This window comes from Leisingera sp. S132 (assembly GCF_025144465.1).
Lineage (GTDB): Bacteria > Pseudomonadota > Alphaproteobacteria > Rhodobacterales > Rhodobacteraceae > Leisingera.
Window position 1 is genome coordinate 80,073 of record NZ_CP083555.1, and the last position, 19,978, is coordinate 100,050.

Genomic DNA, 19,978 nt, shown 5'->3' on the forward strand with positions numbered 1-19,978 from the left:
GGCAAGGGTAAGACATGACAAACTCATCTCCGGGCTTCGCCGCCCAGGAGGCGTATGTTGATACGCTCTCCAAAGAAAAATTCCCGTTTTCATTGGCTGTTGGAGCTGCCTTCGTGCGCGGGATGCGCGAGATAGGCTATAAGAGTACCGCCACTGCGCTCTGCGAACTGATTGATAATTCTGAACAAGCTGGTGCCACACGCGCCGATATCGTGTTCGGCTACGATCGATCAGACAAGAAGCCTGCGCGACTTGCAGTCATCGACAATGGCCACGGGATGAGCCCAAGGATGCTCCGCGCGGCGGTGCTTTGGGGTGGAACACACCGGGAAAACGATCGCAATGGCTTTGGGAGATTTGGCTACGGTCTCCCCAGCGCATGTGTATCACAAGGGCGATCCTTCACGGTCTTTTCGCGTCCCGTTGGTGCCGGGTGGTCTTCGGTCACTGTCGATTTGGATGAGATCGCGGAAGGAAAATACACAAACGAGCACGGTTTGATCGTTGTTCCGAAAGCGATCAAGGCCAAGCTGCCGGACTTTGTGCTGGAAGCCATTGGAAAGCACTCAGATCCCGACACTTTTGCCGGCACTGTCGTCCTCATAGACAAATTAGATAAGATCGACCGTCGCACCACGTCAAAGCTTGTAGACGTGCTCCTGACGCAGTTCGGTGTGATCTACCACAAAATCTCTGAACGTTGCCAAATCACGGTCAACGAGCGCGTCGTAGAGCCTATTGATCCACTCTTCCTTACACCCGGTTGTCGTTGGTACGACTTTGATGAGGATCGCGCGGTCCCCATCCCGCCTATCGATGTGAAGGTGAAGCCTAAGGAGGACGGTTCTGCCGGCGGCACCATCCATGTACGCCTGTCCTACTTGCCTTATGGGTTTCAACTCATTGACAAGTCGAAAAAAGGCACATCGTCAGCCAACCTGAGCCCCCGTTTCCACGTAATGCGGGACTATAATGGCGTGATTGTTTGCCGAAATGGTCGCGTCATAGAGGTCAAGAACTCAACACCTTGGACGAGCTTTCAGAACAATGACCGGCATGTCCGGGTGGAGATAGACTTCCCCGCGACGCTTGACGATGAATTCGCGGTCAACACGTCCAAGCAACGCGTCGATCTCTCGGAACGCATGTGGAACCATTTACGAGAGGCTGGTGTCGAACAAAGCATCGCGCAACTGCGACGCCTCTACAAAGAGAACCAGCAGGAAGCGACCCTCAAAGAAGAGTCTGTCGACGGCCAGCTACACTCAGAACAGGTGATGGAGGACGTGAAACGCGACCTCCCTCCAGGCGACCTCGAACGACTGGTTTCACGCCAGGATGACAGCGATCTTTTCAAAGAGGCCAAACGGCAGGACGCGCAGGGCGTTGTGCCATTCGATGTCGCCCTTTCAACTCTTAAAACATCGCTGGAAGGCAAATCCTACAAATTGGGTCACCGTGCCGTGCCAGGAGACCCGTTCTTCTCAGTTGAGAGTTTTGGGGCCACAACTATGCTGTGGCTGAACACGAGCCATCCTTGGTACGAAACAGTCTATTTTCACACTGAGGCGGCTCCGCAAACCCGACGTGCGTGGGAACTGACACTTTTTGTCATTGCAGAACGCATTGCGTTGGGTTCCAAAGAAAATGCTGCCTTCTACCGCGCAGAAATTGTGAAATGGTCGGAACGGCTAGAGGCAGCATGCACCGTCATGACTGAGCGTTACTTCGATCCCAGCAGCATTGTCGAAACTCTCGATACAGCAGAGCAGGGCGCATGACTGCGGACCAACACAACACAGGCCGAAAGATTGAGGTAGGAAAAGAGTTCGAACCCCTCGGCATGGCGCTAAACCGATGGGAAAAGGAAATTGTGCAGTCCTACATTGCGCATTGGACGCGCGCTTGCCCAAACGATCTTTCCCAACAGCTTCGGTCTCTAGATCGGAAATGGCGTTCAACGCGTCAGATGCGCAGAGTGTGCGCGGTCGCGCTCATCCTCGCAGACCTGATGGATCAGGATTGGCTTGTCACAGTCGAAAAGGGCGCAATCTACGTTATCCCATCGGAACTGCGGACAGATGTCGAGTTCGACCCAAGCAGACATAAAGAAAGGTTGCGGCGCTCTCTCCGGAAAGGCCGCGACAAGCAGGTGCAGGAGCCAAGTGTCCGGAGCTTCCTGAGTGCAATGGAGCGAGGCGGTGTTCTCAGCCTTGTTGATACGGGCTCGCATCTTCTGCGCGAATTTCAGTCATATCCGCACACGGTTGAAGGCCTGAGGGATGTCATTGACCCAGAGATCATGGTTTGTGCACGCGACGTGGTCGATGAGGTGACCGGGCTGAACAGCCTCGATATCTGGCGATACTTTCGACATACATGGTCGCTCGAATATCGCCCCACACCCGGTCGGACCATGCCAATCATCATTCGAAACAAGGCGCGACCCAACCGACCCATCATCGGCATCGCTCTCTTGGCGAGTCCCGTAATGCGGCTTTTGCAAAGGGATGCATGGTTTGGATGGTCTGCGGCGTCATGGCGATCAGAGCTGGAAGACGAAATCTTGTCGGTTGAAGATTGGTGCGACAACGCATTTGAGGTTCTCGACCGCGCTATCTCTGATGTTCGACATGATGACCTGATCTCAAAGAGCGCTTTGGCTGAACCAAGCAAGGATGACATCATATTGCTCGAGCGCCGTGCAGCTGGCGCCGATGCTTTGAGAACCAGGATCCTCGAAGAGGTTCACGCGGGCGTAGAAAGCAACTACCTCACGCGTGGTGCCGTAAAAGAGGCTCTACCGGATACGGACTGGGTTGAAGCCTCCTCTGATCCCTTATTTGTCAAGAAAAGGGCTGAGGTGCTGGTCTCGCTATTGGACGCCCGCCGGGCTTTGAACGCTTTCAACGACGGAAAACCATCCCGTCAGGCTCTTTTGGACTTTCTGTCGAAGCGAGAAGGAGAGCGGACGCTCACGACGATTGCCCGCGAACAGCTTAAGGTGGCGGTATCTTCGCAACTCATGGATGTCGCCATTTGTGGTGCAGTCCCTCCGTACAACCAGTTGATCGGTGGAAAACTGGTTGCGCTGCTTTTGACAAGCCGGGAGGTGCAGGAAGCCTATCGAAAGCGATATGGCGGCCAGGCCAGCATCATCGCCAGCCAGATGGCTGGAAGACCGGTCATCAAGGATGCCGAACTGCGTTACCTCACTACGTCGAGCCTCTACGGCAATGCTGGCAGCTCGCAGTATAGTCGCCTGAATCTCAAAAGCGCCGAACATCCAGAGCTTTCCGATGACATCGCTTGGCAAAAGATCGGAAAAACAAGGGGTTTCGGCTCCGTCCATCTAACCAACGCCACGGTTGAGTGCCTACGCGATGCGAGCGTCGACTTTCATGGAGCGAGGAGGATCAACAGCCGCTTTGGAGAAGGCACGAACCCCCGGATGCGGCAGATTCGGGAAGGCTTGGAGGCTCTGGGCATCGAGAGCGACAGAGTCTTAGCCCATGCGACGCCACGCATTTTGTATGGTTGCAAACTCAACGCGAACAACTCGGTATCGGACCTATCCAGAGCCTGGATCCGCCGTTGGCTAGTCGGGCGTGTAGGGCGCGGTGACCTGGCGGAGCGGCTTGGTCCTCTTGGTCCTCATTCCGTATCTGATGAACTCGCAACGGATGGTGAGGGGCAGTTTGTACTGCCCCTCGAAGACGGAGCCGTCGGGAACAACGTTAGTTCATCTTCTGCTTGAAGGCTCCAATTGCGCGATATGCGCGCGTTCTTTCGACGCCAACTTCTTCGCATGCTTCTTTGAAGGACGCGCCGTTCCAGTGAACCTCAATCAAGAGATCCCGAAGTAGTCCCGGGGCGGCCTCCAGCAGCCGCTCCGCATCGATACGGTTTTCGACGTCTGAGGACCGTGTGCCAATGTTAGGGGCACCATCGTGCTCGTCCATCTCGTCGATATATTCATCAAAACCAAACCGGATGTCCCTGGGCGCTGATCGCGGTCGATAAATCAACGGCTGTTCGGCGAGAACTACGCGCCGGGCCTCCCTCACGACATTCACGAGATACGTGGACGGTGCGAAGTCGGGATTATATGAACCCGGTTTCGCTTGGAGGAGTTGAATACACACCTCAGCATAAATCTGGTCGTAAACGTCCTCGGGGAGTCTCTCGCCGACATGACGCCGGATGAGAGATTGAATAAGCCGATTATCTCGAAAGAAAATATCAGCGGCCTTCGGGTCCATGTTTCCCACGACAACCGCAAGGTTGCCTGGGGCATTCTGCATGTATTGAGTAGTCACGTTTGTTCCAATCACTGTGATCGCTTCAGGTTCAAGACCTTCAGCGAGCACAGCGCTCGGGCGTCATGGCAGCGTCTTGGCTGCACCTGCACCGCGTCCGGTCATAGTCAATATAGGCATAATTTTCTGAAACTGTGCAAAATTCTTTTGGCTCCCAACCAGAGATGCGATGTTCGAGGTTCGCTGCCTTTAGTCGTCGCCATTTCGTCCGACACATTCAATCGTGGCGCGCGAAATGAACGTTCTCTTTTTGTACTACTTATCGTGACAGGTCTATCCAGCGCCCTTCTAGGTCCGAGGAGAGTCAAGCATCACAAACCAAACATGGAGAGTTCGCGCACACAGGTTGCAAAACCATAGCGCTGCCGCCTAGACTTTTTCGAAACACAAAGGCCACGCCGTGATATGGAAGCTCCCGCATTCCGGACGGCTAAACAACTTGCTATGAGCAGAATTTTTCATTGAGGTAGAATGTTTAACGAACTTGGAAATCTACAAAAAGCGCTGTGCGCCTATATCGAGGCGACTTATCACATTTCCAATCCAAGTTTGGTCGATTTGAGAAGATCTCTATTGGATAGCACCGGTACGATTTCCCAAAAGGCCTATGTTGAAAGCACGCCCATCTATCAGGGCCAACGACGGTTCTCCGATCTCAACATACCCAGAGAGGCACGTGATTTTCTAACCCATCTCGGTTCGAAGGAAGGCGGCAACATAGTATTTGATCCGCCATATCCGCACCAAGCTGATGCATTAGAACTCATCGCAGATCCGATCGGACGGAGTCTGCTTGCCACGACTGGTACAGGCTCAGGCAAGACGGAAACCTTCTTGCTTCCGATTCTGATGAAGCTAGCCAATGAAGCCGCGAGCAAGCCAACCCAGTTTTCTGAACGTGCAGTGCGTTCCATTATTCTCTATCCCATGAACGCTTTGGTGAACGACCAACTTGGTCGTTTGCGAAAGTTGTTCGGCTCCGCCCCGGTACGCAATTGGTTTTCTGAGAATGGCGGTCGTCCCGCAAAGTTTGCGCGTTACACCGGTCGTACTCTGTACCCTGGTCAGCGAACAGAAGATAGGAATAAGCGGCGACTACAAAGCCTAAACTTTTTCCGCGATCTTGAACGGGATGCACAAACGGATGAAGAGGTTTCTGCGCAAATAAGCCAGTTGCGTTCTCTTGGACGATGGCCAGCTAAACCATCTGACGACCAAGAAGAAAACGGCATGACGAACTGGTTGGGTAACAACAAGCGTTGGCTTGGAACTGACAACAAGTTTCAACGAGCGATTGAACGACCTCAGGACGCAGAACTTCTCTTACGGCATGAAGTCCAAGACCAACCGCCGGATCTTCTCATCACCAACTATTCCATGTTGGAATACATGCTGCTCCGACCCATCGAGCGCTCGATCTTCGAGCGTACCAGAGCATTCTTCGAAACCAATCCACATGAACGCTTACTTTTCGTTCTTGACGAGGCGCATCTATATCGCGGCGCCAGCGGTACGGAAGTGGCGCTCTTAATTCGAAGGCTTCGCAACCGACTAGGTCTTTCTCCAGATCGTATGCAAGTCATTGCCACGAGTGCATCCTTTTCAGATGGAGCAGCCGCTCAGCGCTTCATTGGCGGATTGGTTGGAAGGGACGTAAATATGATCGAAGTGCTGAAGGGAGAAAAGCACGCCCGCCTTCCATCCGGTCCGGGTGATACTTCCCTCGCAAGCGTACTTGCGAAGTGCCGTACTGAAGCATTGAGAGAGACCAATTCGGAAAAGCGCATAGAGGCTCTCTCGCCTCTTTTGACCTATCGCCGCGATACCCTGACAGAATCTCGCATGATTGTTTCTTCGTTGAACGCGACAGAAACAGAGGTAGTGCTAAACGGTGTTGATGCTTCGCTTGAGGTGTTAACCGAAACCATAAAGATAGGGCCTTTTGGGGAAATCGAAAGCCGCAATTCCTATATTATGATCACCGGGATCACTTCACCTGGTGAAATACGCGTTGGCCGATCTGCCAGTCTTCCTGATCTTTTGCTAGAAGATGGACAAGTTGTTGTAGTTCGTGATGGGTTGCAACGGGCCATACATGCAGTTCTGGCGGGCCTTCCCGTCATCGGACGTCTTGTTAATTTGACCGGCGGGGCAACGACTGACGACGACCTAGTGACCGCGGAACCTAAGGCACCACTTGCCGTGGAAGAAGTTGGGGCCTTGCTTTTCGACGATGAACTGGATCCTTCTGTTCGCGCAAAAGCAACAGATACACTCCTAGAACTTGCGTCTTATGCGAAAGCAGAGCCAGAAGGACAACCGCTTCTGGCAGCTCGTGTCCATGCTCTTTTTCGTGGCCTTCCTGGGCTTTGGGCATGCGCCGACGAAGAATGCAAAGATCTTCCAAAGAGCGCCGCGCCTAGGCCGACAGGTATGTTGTTTCCTCAATCTACACGTGAATGTGGGTGCCGTTCGCGGGTCTTTGAACTTCACACCTGCCGCGACTGTGGTGTTGCCTACTTTAAAGCGTTTGCACTCAACCCAAACCAACCAGATTTTCTTTGGGCAGAGGACATAGGCGACATCGACGACATAGATGGAATAGTCCGTCCGGTTCAGATTTTGTTGGAGGACCCTGGGCTCGATGCTGACAGGTACTGCACTAGCAGTTTCCTGGATCCGCTAACTGGGCGCGTGGGCTCTGGCTCAATAAACGCGAGAGAGGTCTGGTTGCCGCGCCCATCCAAGAACGTTGAGCCAGGACATTTTGAAAAGTGCCCTCATTGCGGTGCTAACGGCACACAAATTATGGACCACCAAACCAAAGGGGATGAGCCTTTCCAAGAGTTGATCAGTGTTCAGTTGTTGGATCAACCAGCCCGCGTTGAGGCGACTTCGCCTCTGAAAGGTCGAAAATCCCTGATATTCTCTGACGGACGACAGGCGGCGTCCCGCTTATCTGGCAAACTCAAGAATTTTTCACTTCAAGATAGTATCCGCCCTTTGCTCCTGACGGGTCTCCGTTTGCTGGAGGAAGAATTCGGCGAACATGTTCCATTGGGCTATGCCTATCCGGCAATACTTTACGCTTGCGCAAATTTCGATGTGAATTTCCGATTACCCGGCGCAGAGCATGACGAATTTGCTCGCGACCTTAGAAAGTTGAAAGGCTTCATTCAAGATGAAGGTGATTTTGCAGAGTTTCGCGACCTTGCAGCGACTATCAATAAGACGCATGTGAAGTCAGTGCGTGCACCTTTGGCGCGCATTCTTGCAAACAAACACACTGGTCTTCTGCCGCTTGCACTCGCAGCCCCACAGCCAATTCTTACGGAAAAACAAACCAGCCGGCTTAACGCTCTTCCTGTTCCGCCTGTAGGTTCCGGTACAGAAAATGAGCGACGGCAAGCTTTACTCGAACTATGGCTTACTTTGTCTTTATCAGGGGGCTCGGTGTTGCTCGAGGGCACACCTAGTGAATGGATTGACTCAAGAGAAGGGCCAGCACTGAAGCGGAGTAATGGACGTTACACCGCTGTTCTGGAAAAATTGCTGTCCGCAAAATGGCATCGCTCCCAGTTCGGTGCAAACGCAAAACCCGACGCTAGTTGGATTGACTTTCTCACGTCAACTTTTGGCCAGAACCACAATGCACAAGGGTTCTTTGTCAATGCCGCAAAAGTGCGATTACGACCTGAGAACGAGATCGAATGGCGGCGTTGCGGTTACTGTACTCATGTGCAACCCAGCAACGCAATCATGGGCCAGACTTGTGCAAAATGCAGCAAAGAGACAGACCCACTTAACCCGAGACAAGACAAGGTCTTTCGCACACGTAAGTTTCTGTATCGCAAACTCGTTGAGCGTTTTGAAGCTGAAGGTGATCAAGGTTATGTGCCCTATCCCTTTGTTGCTGAGGAACACACCGCACAGCTAAACGATGCGGGTCAAGATCAAGCCTTTTCACGCGCCGAATGGTACGAACTGCGCTTTCAAGATCTAGATGTTCCAGGACCGCGCGGTGAACGTGCTGGCGCAGTCGATGTGTTGAGTTGCACGACAACCATGGAAGTCGGGATCGATATTGGTAGCTTAACCGCGGTCGCATTGAGAAATGTTCCGCCGGGTCGAGCAAATTATCAACAACGCGCCGGACGCGCTGGCCGCCGAGGCTCCTCACTCTCAACGGTCCTCACTTTTGCTGGATCTGACAGTCATGACCAACGATTCTTTGCAAATCCCCAAGAGATGGTTGGGGGACTTGTTCCGGATCCTGTACTCAATCTCGACAATCGCGACATTGTTCAGCGCCATGCCTTTGCGCTGATCCTGTCAATGTTCCAACAAGAACGGATTGAAGTACCTGATACTGACGGAGACGTCCAAGCATCCAACATCTTCGAGTCTTTAGGTCTGCTGAGCGACTTTAAGGATCCCGACAGCGACGGGTTTACCTTTGCAGGGCTAAGGATCTGGCTGGAGGCGAACGCGGGCCAGATCAATACGGCCTTACGTGACGTTATTCCGCAAGATGCTGTTGAGGGGGATCCAGATACGTTCTTTGCCAATGTGCCCAAGCAGCTAATGCATGAACTTGAAAGAGTTGGTGCCGGTACTGGTGAGGTGTCTCTTGAAGAGGCCGACGTATCTACACTTGCCGAGGAGGGACCATCGTTTGACTTTGGCATGGAGGATTTTGGAGCCGACGCAGACTTGTACGATGCTCCTGATGAAAATCCCATCGTTGAAAGTGCTCATGACACGGTTGACGTGAATCCAGACGCTCCACTCAAACCACAAAATCTGCTCGACCGCCTTTTCTCCAAGGCAGTTTTGCCGCGCTACGCTTTTCCAACCGACGTCGTCTCATTTACTGTCTTCGATCCTTCCAGCACTCGCTATCGGGCTGAAGTCGCCTATTCGCCACAAGCCGGCTTAACGCAAGCTCTGAGCCAATATGCTCCCGGCAGGGAAGTATGGGTCGACGGGCAAAAGTTCCGCTCAATGGCGATCCACTCTGGCTTTCAGAAAGACCGCATCAATGCTTACCGCTTACAGCGCCTTTATTTTGAGTGTGGCCGTTGCGGCTATGCAAAACTCGAAGACAAAGATGACAACCACAGACTGGGCGATACCGAAGACTGCCCGGCTTGCGGGAAAGTAGCAGGAATGGGTCCAGCTGAACGATGGATTGTGCCAGTTGGATTTGCACATCCTCACGACGAGGAAGTTGAACTCGCGGGCGATGAGACCCCTCTTCCCACTCGCCCGACACGAGCCAAACTTAGCGCCCCGCAGTTCAAACAGCAGCATGAACTCGGTAGACTGGAGCGAAACGATGGCAGTGGCTTCGCGGCTTGGGCTTCAAAAGAAAAGTTGATGGTAACCAACCTGGGCGTCAGAAAGCCCGGCGCAACTAACACTGGTTTTTTGTATTGCCCAGCTTGTGGCCGAACAGAACCGACAGGCTGGGTCGACGGCAAGCTGGTTAGTGGGAAGGCACACGCGAGACCATATCCAAACCACGGCAAACAACCAGAACTATGCGAAGGTCGCGGGCGACCGATTGTATTGGGCCACGAGTTCTTGACCGATATTGCCCTTTTTTCGTTCAAACTTTCCTCAGAACTGCAACTTCCTCCGGGATCAACCGCAAGCCGTATCGTGCTCACTACCATTGCTGAAGCACTAAGCCTCGCTGCGGCTGAACTGCTTGATATCGACGCTTCTGACATTGGCGGAGGGTATCGCGCGGCGCTCAACGAAGATGGTGCGCGTGGCAGTGAAGTTGAGGTCTACTTATATGACACGTCACCTGGCGGGGCTGGCTTTGTTCGTGCCGCTGCAGGTGATCCAGGTCGATTGCTTGAAAAAGCATTGGCGCTACTCGAACAATGCCAATGCTCATCCTCATGTTATGCCTGCCTGAGATCGCATAAAAACCGATGGGACCATGCTGACCTTGACCGCCATTTGGGTGCGTCTTTCATGCGGCACATCCTTCTTGGAGAACGACCTTGGATTCCAGAGGATGTTGAAGACCGGCTGCTTGAAATGCTGCACACAGATCTCAGCGACAAAGGCGAAGAGATCAAGAAAACGATATCCGGTGAACTCGTCCTTCCAGCCTATGATGATAGAAATCTTGTCATCAGTCATCCCTTGATGCGCGGAAAACCAGGTTCGAAACGAGCTCACAAACGGGAGCATCGTTCGTCAAACCGCTATCTCGACCAGTTACTAGTAGACCGAGCACTGCCTGCTGCGATAGTGCAAGCGCTTGATGTTTCGTCAGACTCGTCAGATGTCGAACCACCCTTCGCTTTGGCGGAAACAGGTGTGCCAGTTTACAGATCACTCGCCTCACTTGCTGGGGATGGAGAAGGATTGCCCACGGCGACAGAGTATGCTGACATCGCGAACGCTCAGGAAGGTAGTTTCATAGTCAGGCTCGATGTTGAAACGATGGAGAATGCAAAATTAGGTGATACTCAACCGCTGGTTCGCGGCAGTTGGCACCTCTTCACCCGTAGTGACCTACCATCACAGAAATTGCCCGTGCTAATGCGAAGGACAGATGGAAAGGCCTTCCAAGCTTCTTCGAGCGAGGTGACCTTCGGAAGGGCGCAAAAAAAGATTGGCGTGGATCGCTTTCGAATTGTCTACGCTTCTCTAAGGCCAACAACTCGCGCTGAAGAGCTAAACGCCGATGCTCTCGAATTCCTGGGAACCTTCCAGCAAATACTCGGAGTTTGAGCATTGGCCATCATGATACCAGATGTTTCTCCCGATCAGATCATACACGGTTCTGAGCGAGATGTTTATGTCGCATTACGCGACCAACTACCGGACGCCTACCGAGTGGTACATTCGTTACCTTGGCTGCGACCCAATCGCGATAACGCAAGCGGGCCTCTACGAGAAGGGGAAGCGGATTTCGTAGTTTTTCATCCCAAATACGGTTTGCTGGTTCTCGAAGTGAAAGGTGGAGAAGAAATGTTCGCTCGCGGCCATCGATGGTATCGTAAATTGCCAAGTCGCGACAAACCCATCACAAATCCGTTCGAACAAGCGCGCCGCAACATGCACGCGTTAACCGACGCTATCGAGGAGCGAACCGGAGGAAGATTAAAACCGAACAAATACGTGTATAGCTATGCCGTCGTTTTCCCAAACGGACGGACTATAGGCGAGCTACCTCTCGATGCAGTTGATCAAATTTTGATCGATGTCGATCGGATGCCTGAAATGGAGCGGATGATTGAGAAGGCATTCAAAGCTTTTCCCCAAAAAGTCGGGAGACTTCAAAGAGCGGAGTATGTCGAAATGCTTGATGTCTTGCTACCAAGATTTCAAGTAATGAGACCCCTGTCACCACAGATAGAAACTGGTCGGGAAAAACTACTAGAATTGACGGAAAACCAATCCTTGGCATTCCAAGGCCTTTTTAGCAATCGAAGGATGTTGGTGGAGGGGGTTGCTGGCTCCGGAAAGACATTGCTTGCAATCGAGCGGGCACTTGCCTTCGCACGGCAGGGCACGCGCTGTCTATTCATTTGCTACAACAAGGAACTGGCCCAGTGGATCAGAGAGCAGATTTTTTCCGATCCTGATCGAACTAAACTTGCCGGACTGATTGATGTTTATCACTTCCACGCTCTCGCTGCAGAATTGGCAGACGAAGCCGGCCTACCATTTGAGGTACCATCTGATTTGACTGGACAACGTCGGTTCTGGGATGAGGAGGCCGCGTCAATCCTTGAAGCGGCAAGTGCTTGCCTATTTGCGATAGATGAGCCTCGGTATGGCGCTCTGGTGGTAGACGAAGCCCAAGATTTTGCTGAGCTTTGGTGGTATGCACTGCTGCCCCTCGTGCAGGACGGTGAGGAAGGCTTGATCTTCGTATTTATTGATCAGGCGCAGAGTCTCAGACAGCAAGCAAGCGCCCCACCAATTGAGTTTCCGACCCACTTTCGGCTCAACGTCAATTGTCGTAACACCAAGCGAATTGCACGAATGAGCGCGCACATTGCAACTCTTGACACTTTGTCGCCTTCCGGCACGCCAACTGGGGTAGATGTACGAATGCTCCGAGCAAGTGCGCAAACACAGCAGGCTGGACTTGTAGCCAATGAACTGCGTCGATTGCTAGGTGATGAGAAGCTTTCGCCCGAACAAATTGTTCTCATTGGGCCGGCATCAAAAGGCCGTGGTAGCCTCAAAGAAATGAAAGACGTTGCTCATACACGCATAGTGACGTCCGCTTCGGAGTGGCGCGCTGGTGAAGGTATATTATGCTCCACGGCGCGGTCTTTCAAAGGCCTCGAAGCCGACGTCGTCATTGCGTACGACCTTTCTTCACTTGGCCCAGGCTTCACCGTATCAGATCTATATGTCGCTTGCAGCCGCGCAAGACATGTATTGATCATAATTACACACGGTGATCAAATCCGAGCTACCTTGGAAGAAGCTGAGGTCGCGAGCCGTGACGAAACTTGAACCGCTAACACCAGAAGTTCTTCGCAAAAAGCTAGGTTTCGAGTTGGCTTCGGATGGCGGACCCTCAGTACGTTCCATCGCCAATGCTGCGCGAGAGTGCGTCCAAAAATGGCGCTCTCCTACGCGCGCAAGGGTTACACGTTTCCTGAATCAACAATTGCTCGCGGCATCATTCGACGAAGATTTCGTACGAGATCGCGTCACCAATGTGCTGGACACACTTATCGAGACTGGGGACCTGACAAAGGCGCGTTTTGACGGAAAACACTGCCTTGTGCTGTCGAGAACTCAGTGGATCAAGATCACAGACGAAGAATTTGCATTTCTTGGTCACGGAGATACTGATGCACCATTAATAGGATCACTCAACAGTTATGTTCGGCGGGTGTCGCGTGTAGGTAAATTCGCCACTCCAACCAGTCTTTTCGACTACATGGGACTACCCGGACATTTGCGTCATTTCGCACGTAGAACTGGCACTACCATCGATGCCCCGCTCAGTGAATTCTGGTCGGTTCTATGCAACTTGGCAAAAAATGAGGGACAGCCAATTGATGCCGATCAGATCCGAGCAGTTGTAGACCCGCCAGGGAGCACAAATGGCTTTTTCGGTCGCCACGATCAGTTGAGCGTGTCAGGGCGGTGGAAGCAGGCCGCACCTGAAGGCGTTTGGTGCGCAGTTCGACCCGGCCGAAATCAATTCGAGTGGCATCCTATCATTTTGAGTGTCGGGGAAAGAGAGGTGCTGTCGCTGGACCTTTATGACTGGGATGAATGGTGTTGGTCACTTCTTGCCAGAGGTAGGTCAATCGGTATTGAAGAGCGCTCTTACTATTCCGATGGTACTCTTTCATTCGAGCATCCTATCCCTACGCAGTTCCGCCGGTTGTTGAGCTTAATTGGCGAACCTGGAGAAAAGTCTTGGACATGGCGCATGAGTCTGGGCGCTGAGAACGCGTTCTCAAAATGGCGCGGCCTGGTCCAGTAGATTTCATTCCAACATGATCACCAAATACTTTTGCTCGCTATAACTCGGCTTGATAATTTCTGCATTCAATCGGTCCAACCTCTCTAGGCGCACATTGCGTGAATGCTTTGCAATGTCCAGAGCGTTGCTGATGGCGCGGAAACGACTTCGGGTAAAGCCTTGCTCACTTTTCTCCATGCCCCGCGCACTGGCGTCGTCGAACGCAGCCTGTCTCAACCTGATCAGATCGTCTGCCTCGGAAGCCACAAGAAACCGTCGTTTGTCGATATGTTGTTTGAGGTCTGGAAGTTCTCTAAGTGAGTTTCGGTGTCTTTCGGTCGCCTCCTGCAACAGTAGTTCACCGCCTGCGCTCAACGCAGATTTTACTCCTGGATCGATTTTTGCGGGATATCCCTGCGCAAGTATTAGGTCTGCTCCTCGCGCGTCGACGTCCCATGGCGTAAACAACGAATGCGCCACCTCCTGCTCAACCAAAGCCCATTCAGTACCTGATAGCTTTGCCGCAATTACTTCGAGGCGGGCAGTAAACAGACTATTCAGCCAACGCCGATCGGCTCGCAAATCCTCCTCCATCTTCTGAATGGCATCCCAATAGGGCTTTTGCTCACTGCGCGTTCGAGCCGATTGCAAACTCTTAATGAGGCGGTCACGCTCCAGATCAGAGAAATACTGATCACCCGGAACACAACTCAAAACGACCACTAAGTAGGTCCCGCGATTCTCGTTGTTTGCAAGTGCATGACCGTCAGGCAAATTGACTCTGAGATGCGAAGGGCCCTGTCTTACGATTTTGGCCCATTCATCGAGCAAGGCTTCGTGAAGAGAGTTGCCGTGGTCAAGGAAGTTGAGCGGTGTTGCTGGATTCTCGTCCAGTGAAACTGTCGGCAGTGGTGGGGATTCCAACTCTCTGCGACCATCGATATATGCGTATCTTTGACCTTCGCGCGGATCTAAACTGGGAAGCAAGAACCGCGGTTCAATCGGCCCGGTCGTGTACTGTGAACGATAATAGTGTAGAAGGCGGTAGGGTTTCGATTTGGCTTGAGGGTCTTGTCTTTTCCAAAGTCGAAGCTCATTGGCCCGCCCCATGAGCCGCATCCAACTTCGCAGTCCGACTTCCGAGCGCACTATTGCCCGCTTTGCGTTGGAATGTTGGAGTAGGGGGCCCAGCGATCCTCGCTGATCGTAGTAGTCTGCAACTTCTCTGGCACCATCTGGGGTCCAAGGGAGAACTGACGACAAAGGTGTGACCATCTCACGATGATCATCATTTGCTTTGTGGCGAGCCTCATTTGAAAGTTTTTGCCAATTGATAGTGTGAGGTTTCAGGGCTGCTTTGGTAATATGCCCACTGATGGTATCAATATCATCGCCGTCAAGCCGGATGCTACGCCTGAATATACCGAAATCGTCCAATACTGAGACTACACGCTCATCTACTTGGCCGCGCTGATAAATCGGGTAAATGTCGATGGTTCGCTCGCCAGGCTGGTCCAGTAGTGCGGCGCTACCGAGCCGATCGAGACGCCCGATCCATTGTTCAACTGAGATTGGCGACCAAGGCACACTAAAAAAGATCAGTTTTCGCGCGTGCTGTAAATTGAGCCCCACTTGCGCGATGTCGGCAGCGATGAGTAATTGATCTTCTCCATCCACGAAACCACCAAGCCCGTCATCATACTCTCCGAATAATCCAACCAAATCGGAGGTTGCCGATGCGTCGCGATTGCGGCTGACCGCAAGCGACAAGCTTCGGCGGTCATGGCGTGGTCCTATGGTTGGAAGATACTGTGGGATCATCCTTTCCAAGTAGTCCACCGTCGGATTGTCCTCGGCGACAATGAGGACTGCTTCATTTGGGTTGGCGTCCCATATCTCGGCGAGCAAATCGATGGTTGCTTCAATGCGACTGTCACCGTTGGCAGCCTCAAGGTACCGTGTTGCAGCCGCAAGAAAGCCTTGAGGGTCTCTCTGATCCCGCCCACGCAGAATATTTACTCGCTCGCTCAATGCACGGGGAGAGCGTAGCGCCACCTGGCCCAAACGCGCAAGGTCGGTGGTGCTGGACGCGTTCTCAGAGTCACCGATGAATCGCCAGACCTGAGTTTGACGCTCCACCTCATCTGAGGTTGGCTCGATAACGACCTTATGGAGTACTCGTTGCGGCAGAAGATCTGGATAGTCGCTACGGTTGGTATGCAATACCCTGCGCAACAAGCAATGTGTTATGGCAACAGACTCAGGTTTTCGACTTTCTGGTGGCACCAAAAAGTCGAACTGGCGCCAAGCATTGCTGCTGTTGGCACCTAACAAGTCCGCAGCTTTAGTCTCCCGATCACGCAGCACCTCTTCTGGGGTCTCTGATAGACGTGCGGCGAACGCCATACGTTCAGGCTCAAGGATATTCATTAATTGTCGAAAGGTAGAAAGATCTTCCAACTTGGGAGTTGCTGACAAGAGCAATAGCTGCCGAAAGTCTCGAGCAACATCAACTATACGTTGACGTGCAGTCGCTTGTAGTCGATGCAATTCATCTACAACCAGTAGATCGTAGAGGCTTGGATCTATCTCTGTGACTGAGCCAAGTTGATCAAAATATGCCAGCCGGACAAATGTCGTATCCTCCTCATCTTCAGGAGCGCGACCTAGCGGTGTGAAGTGTCCGCGCGTTTGGCACTCAAGTAGCCATTGTGGAGCAATATTTTCAGGTACGAGGATGAGAGTGCGGTGTCTTGGGTTTTGGAGCCGCAACGCATTTATTATCATCAACGTCTGGACAGTTTTCCCCATCCCAACTTCATCGGCTAGTAGATGCCTTATTCGGCTGTCAGATAAAATCCGTTGCACGTTCGCAAGTTGGTGGGGATAAGGCACAGCTGCCACACCGGTTGCTCCTCCCAAGCCAGCGACCTCGCGTTCAACCTTTCGACGGATAGCCTGCACACCGAGGCATAGGTCAATGAATGGGTCCTTCATTCAGATCCCCCTCTGGCACGCAGCGCCGCATACCTTACTGCGCGCGCCGAGAATCGGTCAGCAAGCATACGCTCAGTTGCGGCGCTCCATGACAAACGCGCGGCTACCGTCGGCTTTGTGAACAACCAAAAGGATGCTTCGGCCAAATCACGGTTCCACTTTCTGGCATGGTGTGGTGGGGAGTTCCTCCCTATCCAATCGTCCAGAAGATCGACAATCTCGTCCGGGAGCATTGCTTCAAAATCGGCCTCACTCAAGGCATCACCCGCGTCGAGTGGTCGAAGTAGGTCTACCATACCAAGCAGTGTAGCCTTACTCTTGGCCTCGACTATGGCACTATGCCAATTCCCAACGACTTCACCGACATCAACATCATCCTCTGGATCGAAAAGGCAACGCTCTCCCAGTGCAACTGACTCCAAGTAGAGTGTAGAATAAGCCTCATTGAAGATGTCATCGAGTTCGGCCGCGATATCTTCGTCTATCGGGTTGTGCGTAGTTTCCAGGTTTGTGAATAGGCCACTTGCCTCAATCAATCGTGCCAAGATTCTATCAAGTCGAGAAGCCTGGTCTTCAGAGATCGCAATATCACAGTAGCCAACCCCTAAATTTGCGCACGCCAAGAGGAAATTGCGCACGAAACCCGTCTCGTGGCCACTGAGGATCAACTGCTCTTGGCTAACCCAACTAGGACCACATAGCTGCTCAACGAACCATTTTTCGAGTTCTCGCACAACCTGGCCACGGCGATACTGAGTTACAGGATTATCAACCGTTGCGGCGGACCAACTGATCAAAGCATCCACAACATCACGACCAAACACCGCGTTGGTCTCAACTCCGCTAAACCGGCGCATGAGACGTTCGGGCTTTTCAATTTTAAAAGCGTCACCAGAGCGCCATCTGCTAGGACCCACGCAGATGCCACCAAAGTTTGATGGCGCTTGTCGGCCAGCGCGGAACAACTGTATGTCAGTGTCAGGAACCGAACTGCTCGCCGCGCAGGAAACGGTTGGCCGATCTGGCGTAGAGGCAAAGATTGCCAACTCACCTGTTTCATCCGTAGCAGCTATTGTCCCGCCGGCCCGACTTTCCCAGGCAAAAGGAGCGACTGTTTGCTCGAATTCAAAGGACTTCTTTAAGAGCCCACTAACTTCGACACTCAGTTCTGCACGACGCGCCGCGAGCACAGATGCCGCTGTGTCGGCGTCGAGCAGGCGCTCCCAAATACCGTGACTACCTTCGATTTTACATGGTGTGTCTGGCAGTGTGTCGCCTACGCGATTTACCATTCTACCATCGCAGCAAACCATTAGCTGAAATTCGGCCTCCTGAAGCGATGCATCCGCATTAAACCGAAGCGTCACTTTCCTATCAGCCAGATCAGAAGTTGCGTAGTCTCCAGCATCGATGTCGACCGTCAGTAGACCGAGACCATCTTCCTGAGATTCTACGATATCAATCGCGACGTCATCGCCCTCGCCGTACCGTATTCTGTAGCGTCCAGTCTCGGTCGCGGAGAAACCAGCAAGCAATGTTTCTTCGCCCGCCAATGTGGACTCCGATCCATTAGGACAAACCAATCGCGCTTCGCACAACCCATCCGGTGCGTACAATCTGAAAGCCACAAAACTTCCTTCGGAAAATCTGCGCACTGGTCGATGTTGTTCCAGTTCAGCAGAACCAATCCACGAAAACTGAGTCTTTTTCCTAACTGAAAAACCATGATTCATCAGCCAGGATGCGTTGGCTGGGTCACCGGCGTGAAGGCGAAAAGCATCCAATCCAACGACCCGACCGAGGCTCTCTCCGACGGGTGGAGAGCCAGTTTCTTTGCTCGCCAGCAGAATACATTTGGAACTATCAGAAACTATTCCAGAAGTGCTTTGGAGCGCGTCGCCGTCAGGACCAAAATCTGAGAACAAAAGTGGCTCTCCGGTCGCAACCCTCAGGCTTCCTAGAAAATCTTTAGCTTCTTGAGCGATGGGCAGTCTTCGCGTTTCGTCAATTAAAGGTCGTTCAGGTTCGGGTAAAAAACAGATTTGAAGTGGTAACGGGAAATCACTGAAGATGTTGCGTCCGGGAACAGGACGACCCTCACCCCAAAGGAACGCGCGCCATCGCATAGCATCGAGGGCGCTTCTGGCCAGTTCGCGATCACTCTGTCCCATCTGAGGTATCTTGAGCGCAAGCGTAAGGCGGTTTTCGAATGAACGAAGTACAAGAGGAGCAAAGAGAGGTTGCTGCTCCGAACCACGTCGCGCTGTTTGCTTTGGTTTTGCGCTGAGCGCTTTTTGCCTTATGCGCGCTTCCCTAAGTGCTGTTATGGAAGCATCGTCCCGAGCAATATCAGCGGCAATACGTTGAAGGGCCGTACCAGCGATACCATACTCACCCCCAGAATCGAGAATGTGGCGAACCACTGCTGCAGCCGTGTGCTCTTCCTCAAGCCAACTGTTGAGACGAACGCTGCCACCAATTTTTGCCCGCTCCCTGATTGTGGCAACCAAATCCGCATCAGTTCCAGCAAGATCAATGACTGAACGAACGTCACGCAGGGTTTCCGCTAAAGTACGGTGCAACTCAATGGGCAAGATGGCATGCAAGACTGGCCACGCGATGTGGCAGAAAGCTTCGTTCCAAGAACTGCGCGAGGGCTGCGCCAACCCTAAGGCTACTGCCTGTTCTCGAAACAATGCCGATAGTGTCCCGCGTTCAACTAACGTGACTTCCTTCAGCATATCCGCGAAGACTGGCCAAAAATCGGTACCAGTACCACGATAAACGTAGCCTACTTCTGTGGAAGCCACGAGTAGAGGCAACGGGTGTCGATGCCACCAACCCGATCCGATGTGATGGCAATCCAGTGCTTTACGAACTACCAGAAGCATTGCAGCCAATTCATTTTCCTCTAACCCATGTTCCGCTAGGTAGATGCTAGTGCCCGAACGAATGGCGCGAATTCTGGAAAATTCCAAACTTAAGCGTTCATGCGCTCGTTCGATTTGGATATTCATGTCGATGGATTCGCTCAAAATGCCCGCACCTCAAAACTAAACTCGATATTCGAACTTGGTCCTTTTGTGCTGAGTCTAGAAGCGTTGGTACAACTCTTCCATCAAGTTTTCGCGGCGGGTTCAGCATTCTCCGTCATTCTTTTACATAATAAACCTTATGGGGATTTGTTCTGTACGCA

8 protein-coding genes are annotated in these 19,978 nt (G+C 52.5%); 5 read left to right on the top strand and 3 right to left on the bottom strand.

The annotated features are described in order from the left end of the window. Positions 1-14 precede the first annotated feature (14 nt). Both K3725_RS20325 and K3725_RS20330 read left to right on the top strand, forming a co-directional pair. Entirely contained in the window at positions 15-1,781 is a 1,767-nt protein-coding gene (locus K3725_RS20325) for an ATP-binding protein (RefSeq protein ID WP_260018758.1), read from the top strand. Next, positions 1,778-3,757 (top strand): DUF4338 domain-containing protein, encoded by a 1,980-nt coding sequence (locus K3725_RS20330; protein WP_260018759.1) that lies wholly within the window; start codon positions 1,778-1,780, stop codon positions 3,755-3,757. The genes K3725_RS20325 and K3725_RS20330 overlap by 4 nt, the downstream gene beginning before the upstream one ends. Here the strand turns inward: K3725_RS20330 and K3725_RS20335 are convergent. Continuing rightward, positions 3,738-4,319: a hypothetical protein gene (locus tag K3725_RS20335; protein ID WP_260018760.1), complete on the bottom strand. Its 582-nt coding sequence runs from the start codon at positions 4,317-4,319 to the stop codon at positions 3,738-3,740. The genes K3725_RS20330 and K3725_RS20335 overlap by 20 nt on opposite strands. Before the next feature lie 471 nt (positions 4,320-4,790). Between K3725_RS20335 and K3725_RS20340 the strand changes: the two genes are divergently transcribed. Genes K3725_RS20340 through K3725_RS20350 form a run of 3 tightly spaced genes read left to right on the top strand, consistent with a single transcriptional unit; the run spans position 4,791 to position 13,806 of the window. Further along, on the top strand, positions 4,791-11,075 hold the full coding sequence (locus K3725_RS20340; protein ID WP_260018761.1) for a DEAD/DEAH box helicase: 6,285 nt from the start codon (positions 4,791-4,793) through the stop codon (positions 11,073-11,075). Positions 11,076-11,087: 12 nt separating this feature from the next. Then, positions 11,088-12,818: an NERD domain-containing protein gene (locus tag K3725_RS20345; protein WP_260018803.1), complete on the top strand. Its 1,731-nt coding sequence runs from the start codon at positions 11,088-11,090 to the stop codon at positions 12,816-12,818. Next, complete coding sequence (locus K3725_RS20350) at positions 12,805-13,806, top strand: hypothetical protein (RefSeq protein ID WP_260018762.1); 1,002 nt, start codon at positions 12,805-12,807, stop codon at positions 13,804-13,806. The genes K3725_RS20345 and K3725_RS20350 overlap by 14 nt, the downstream gene beginning before the upstream one ends. A 3-nt stretch (positions 13,807-13,809) precedes the next feature. On the opposite strand, the gene K3725_RS20355 is transcribed toward K3725_RS20350, so the two are convergent. Both K3725_RS20355 and K3725_RS20360 read right to left on the bottom strand, forming a co-directional pair. Continuing rightward, positions 13,810-16,782 carry an SNF2-related protein gene (locus K3725_RS20355; RefSeq protein WP_260018763.1) on the bottom strand — a complete coding sequence of 991 codons (2,973 nt, stop codon included), beginning with the start codon at positions 16,780-16,782 and terminating at the stop codon, positions 13,810-13,812. After that, positions 16,779-19,817, bottom strand: a complete 3,039-nt coding sequence (locus K3725_RS20360; protein ID WP_260018764.1) for a hypothetical protein — start codon at positions 19,815-19,817, stop codon at positions 16,779-16,781. Before K3725_RS20360 ends, K3725_RS20355 begins: the two co-directional genes overlap by 4 nt. Between the last annotated feature and the right edge of the window lie 161 nt (positions 19,818-19,978).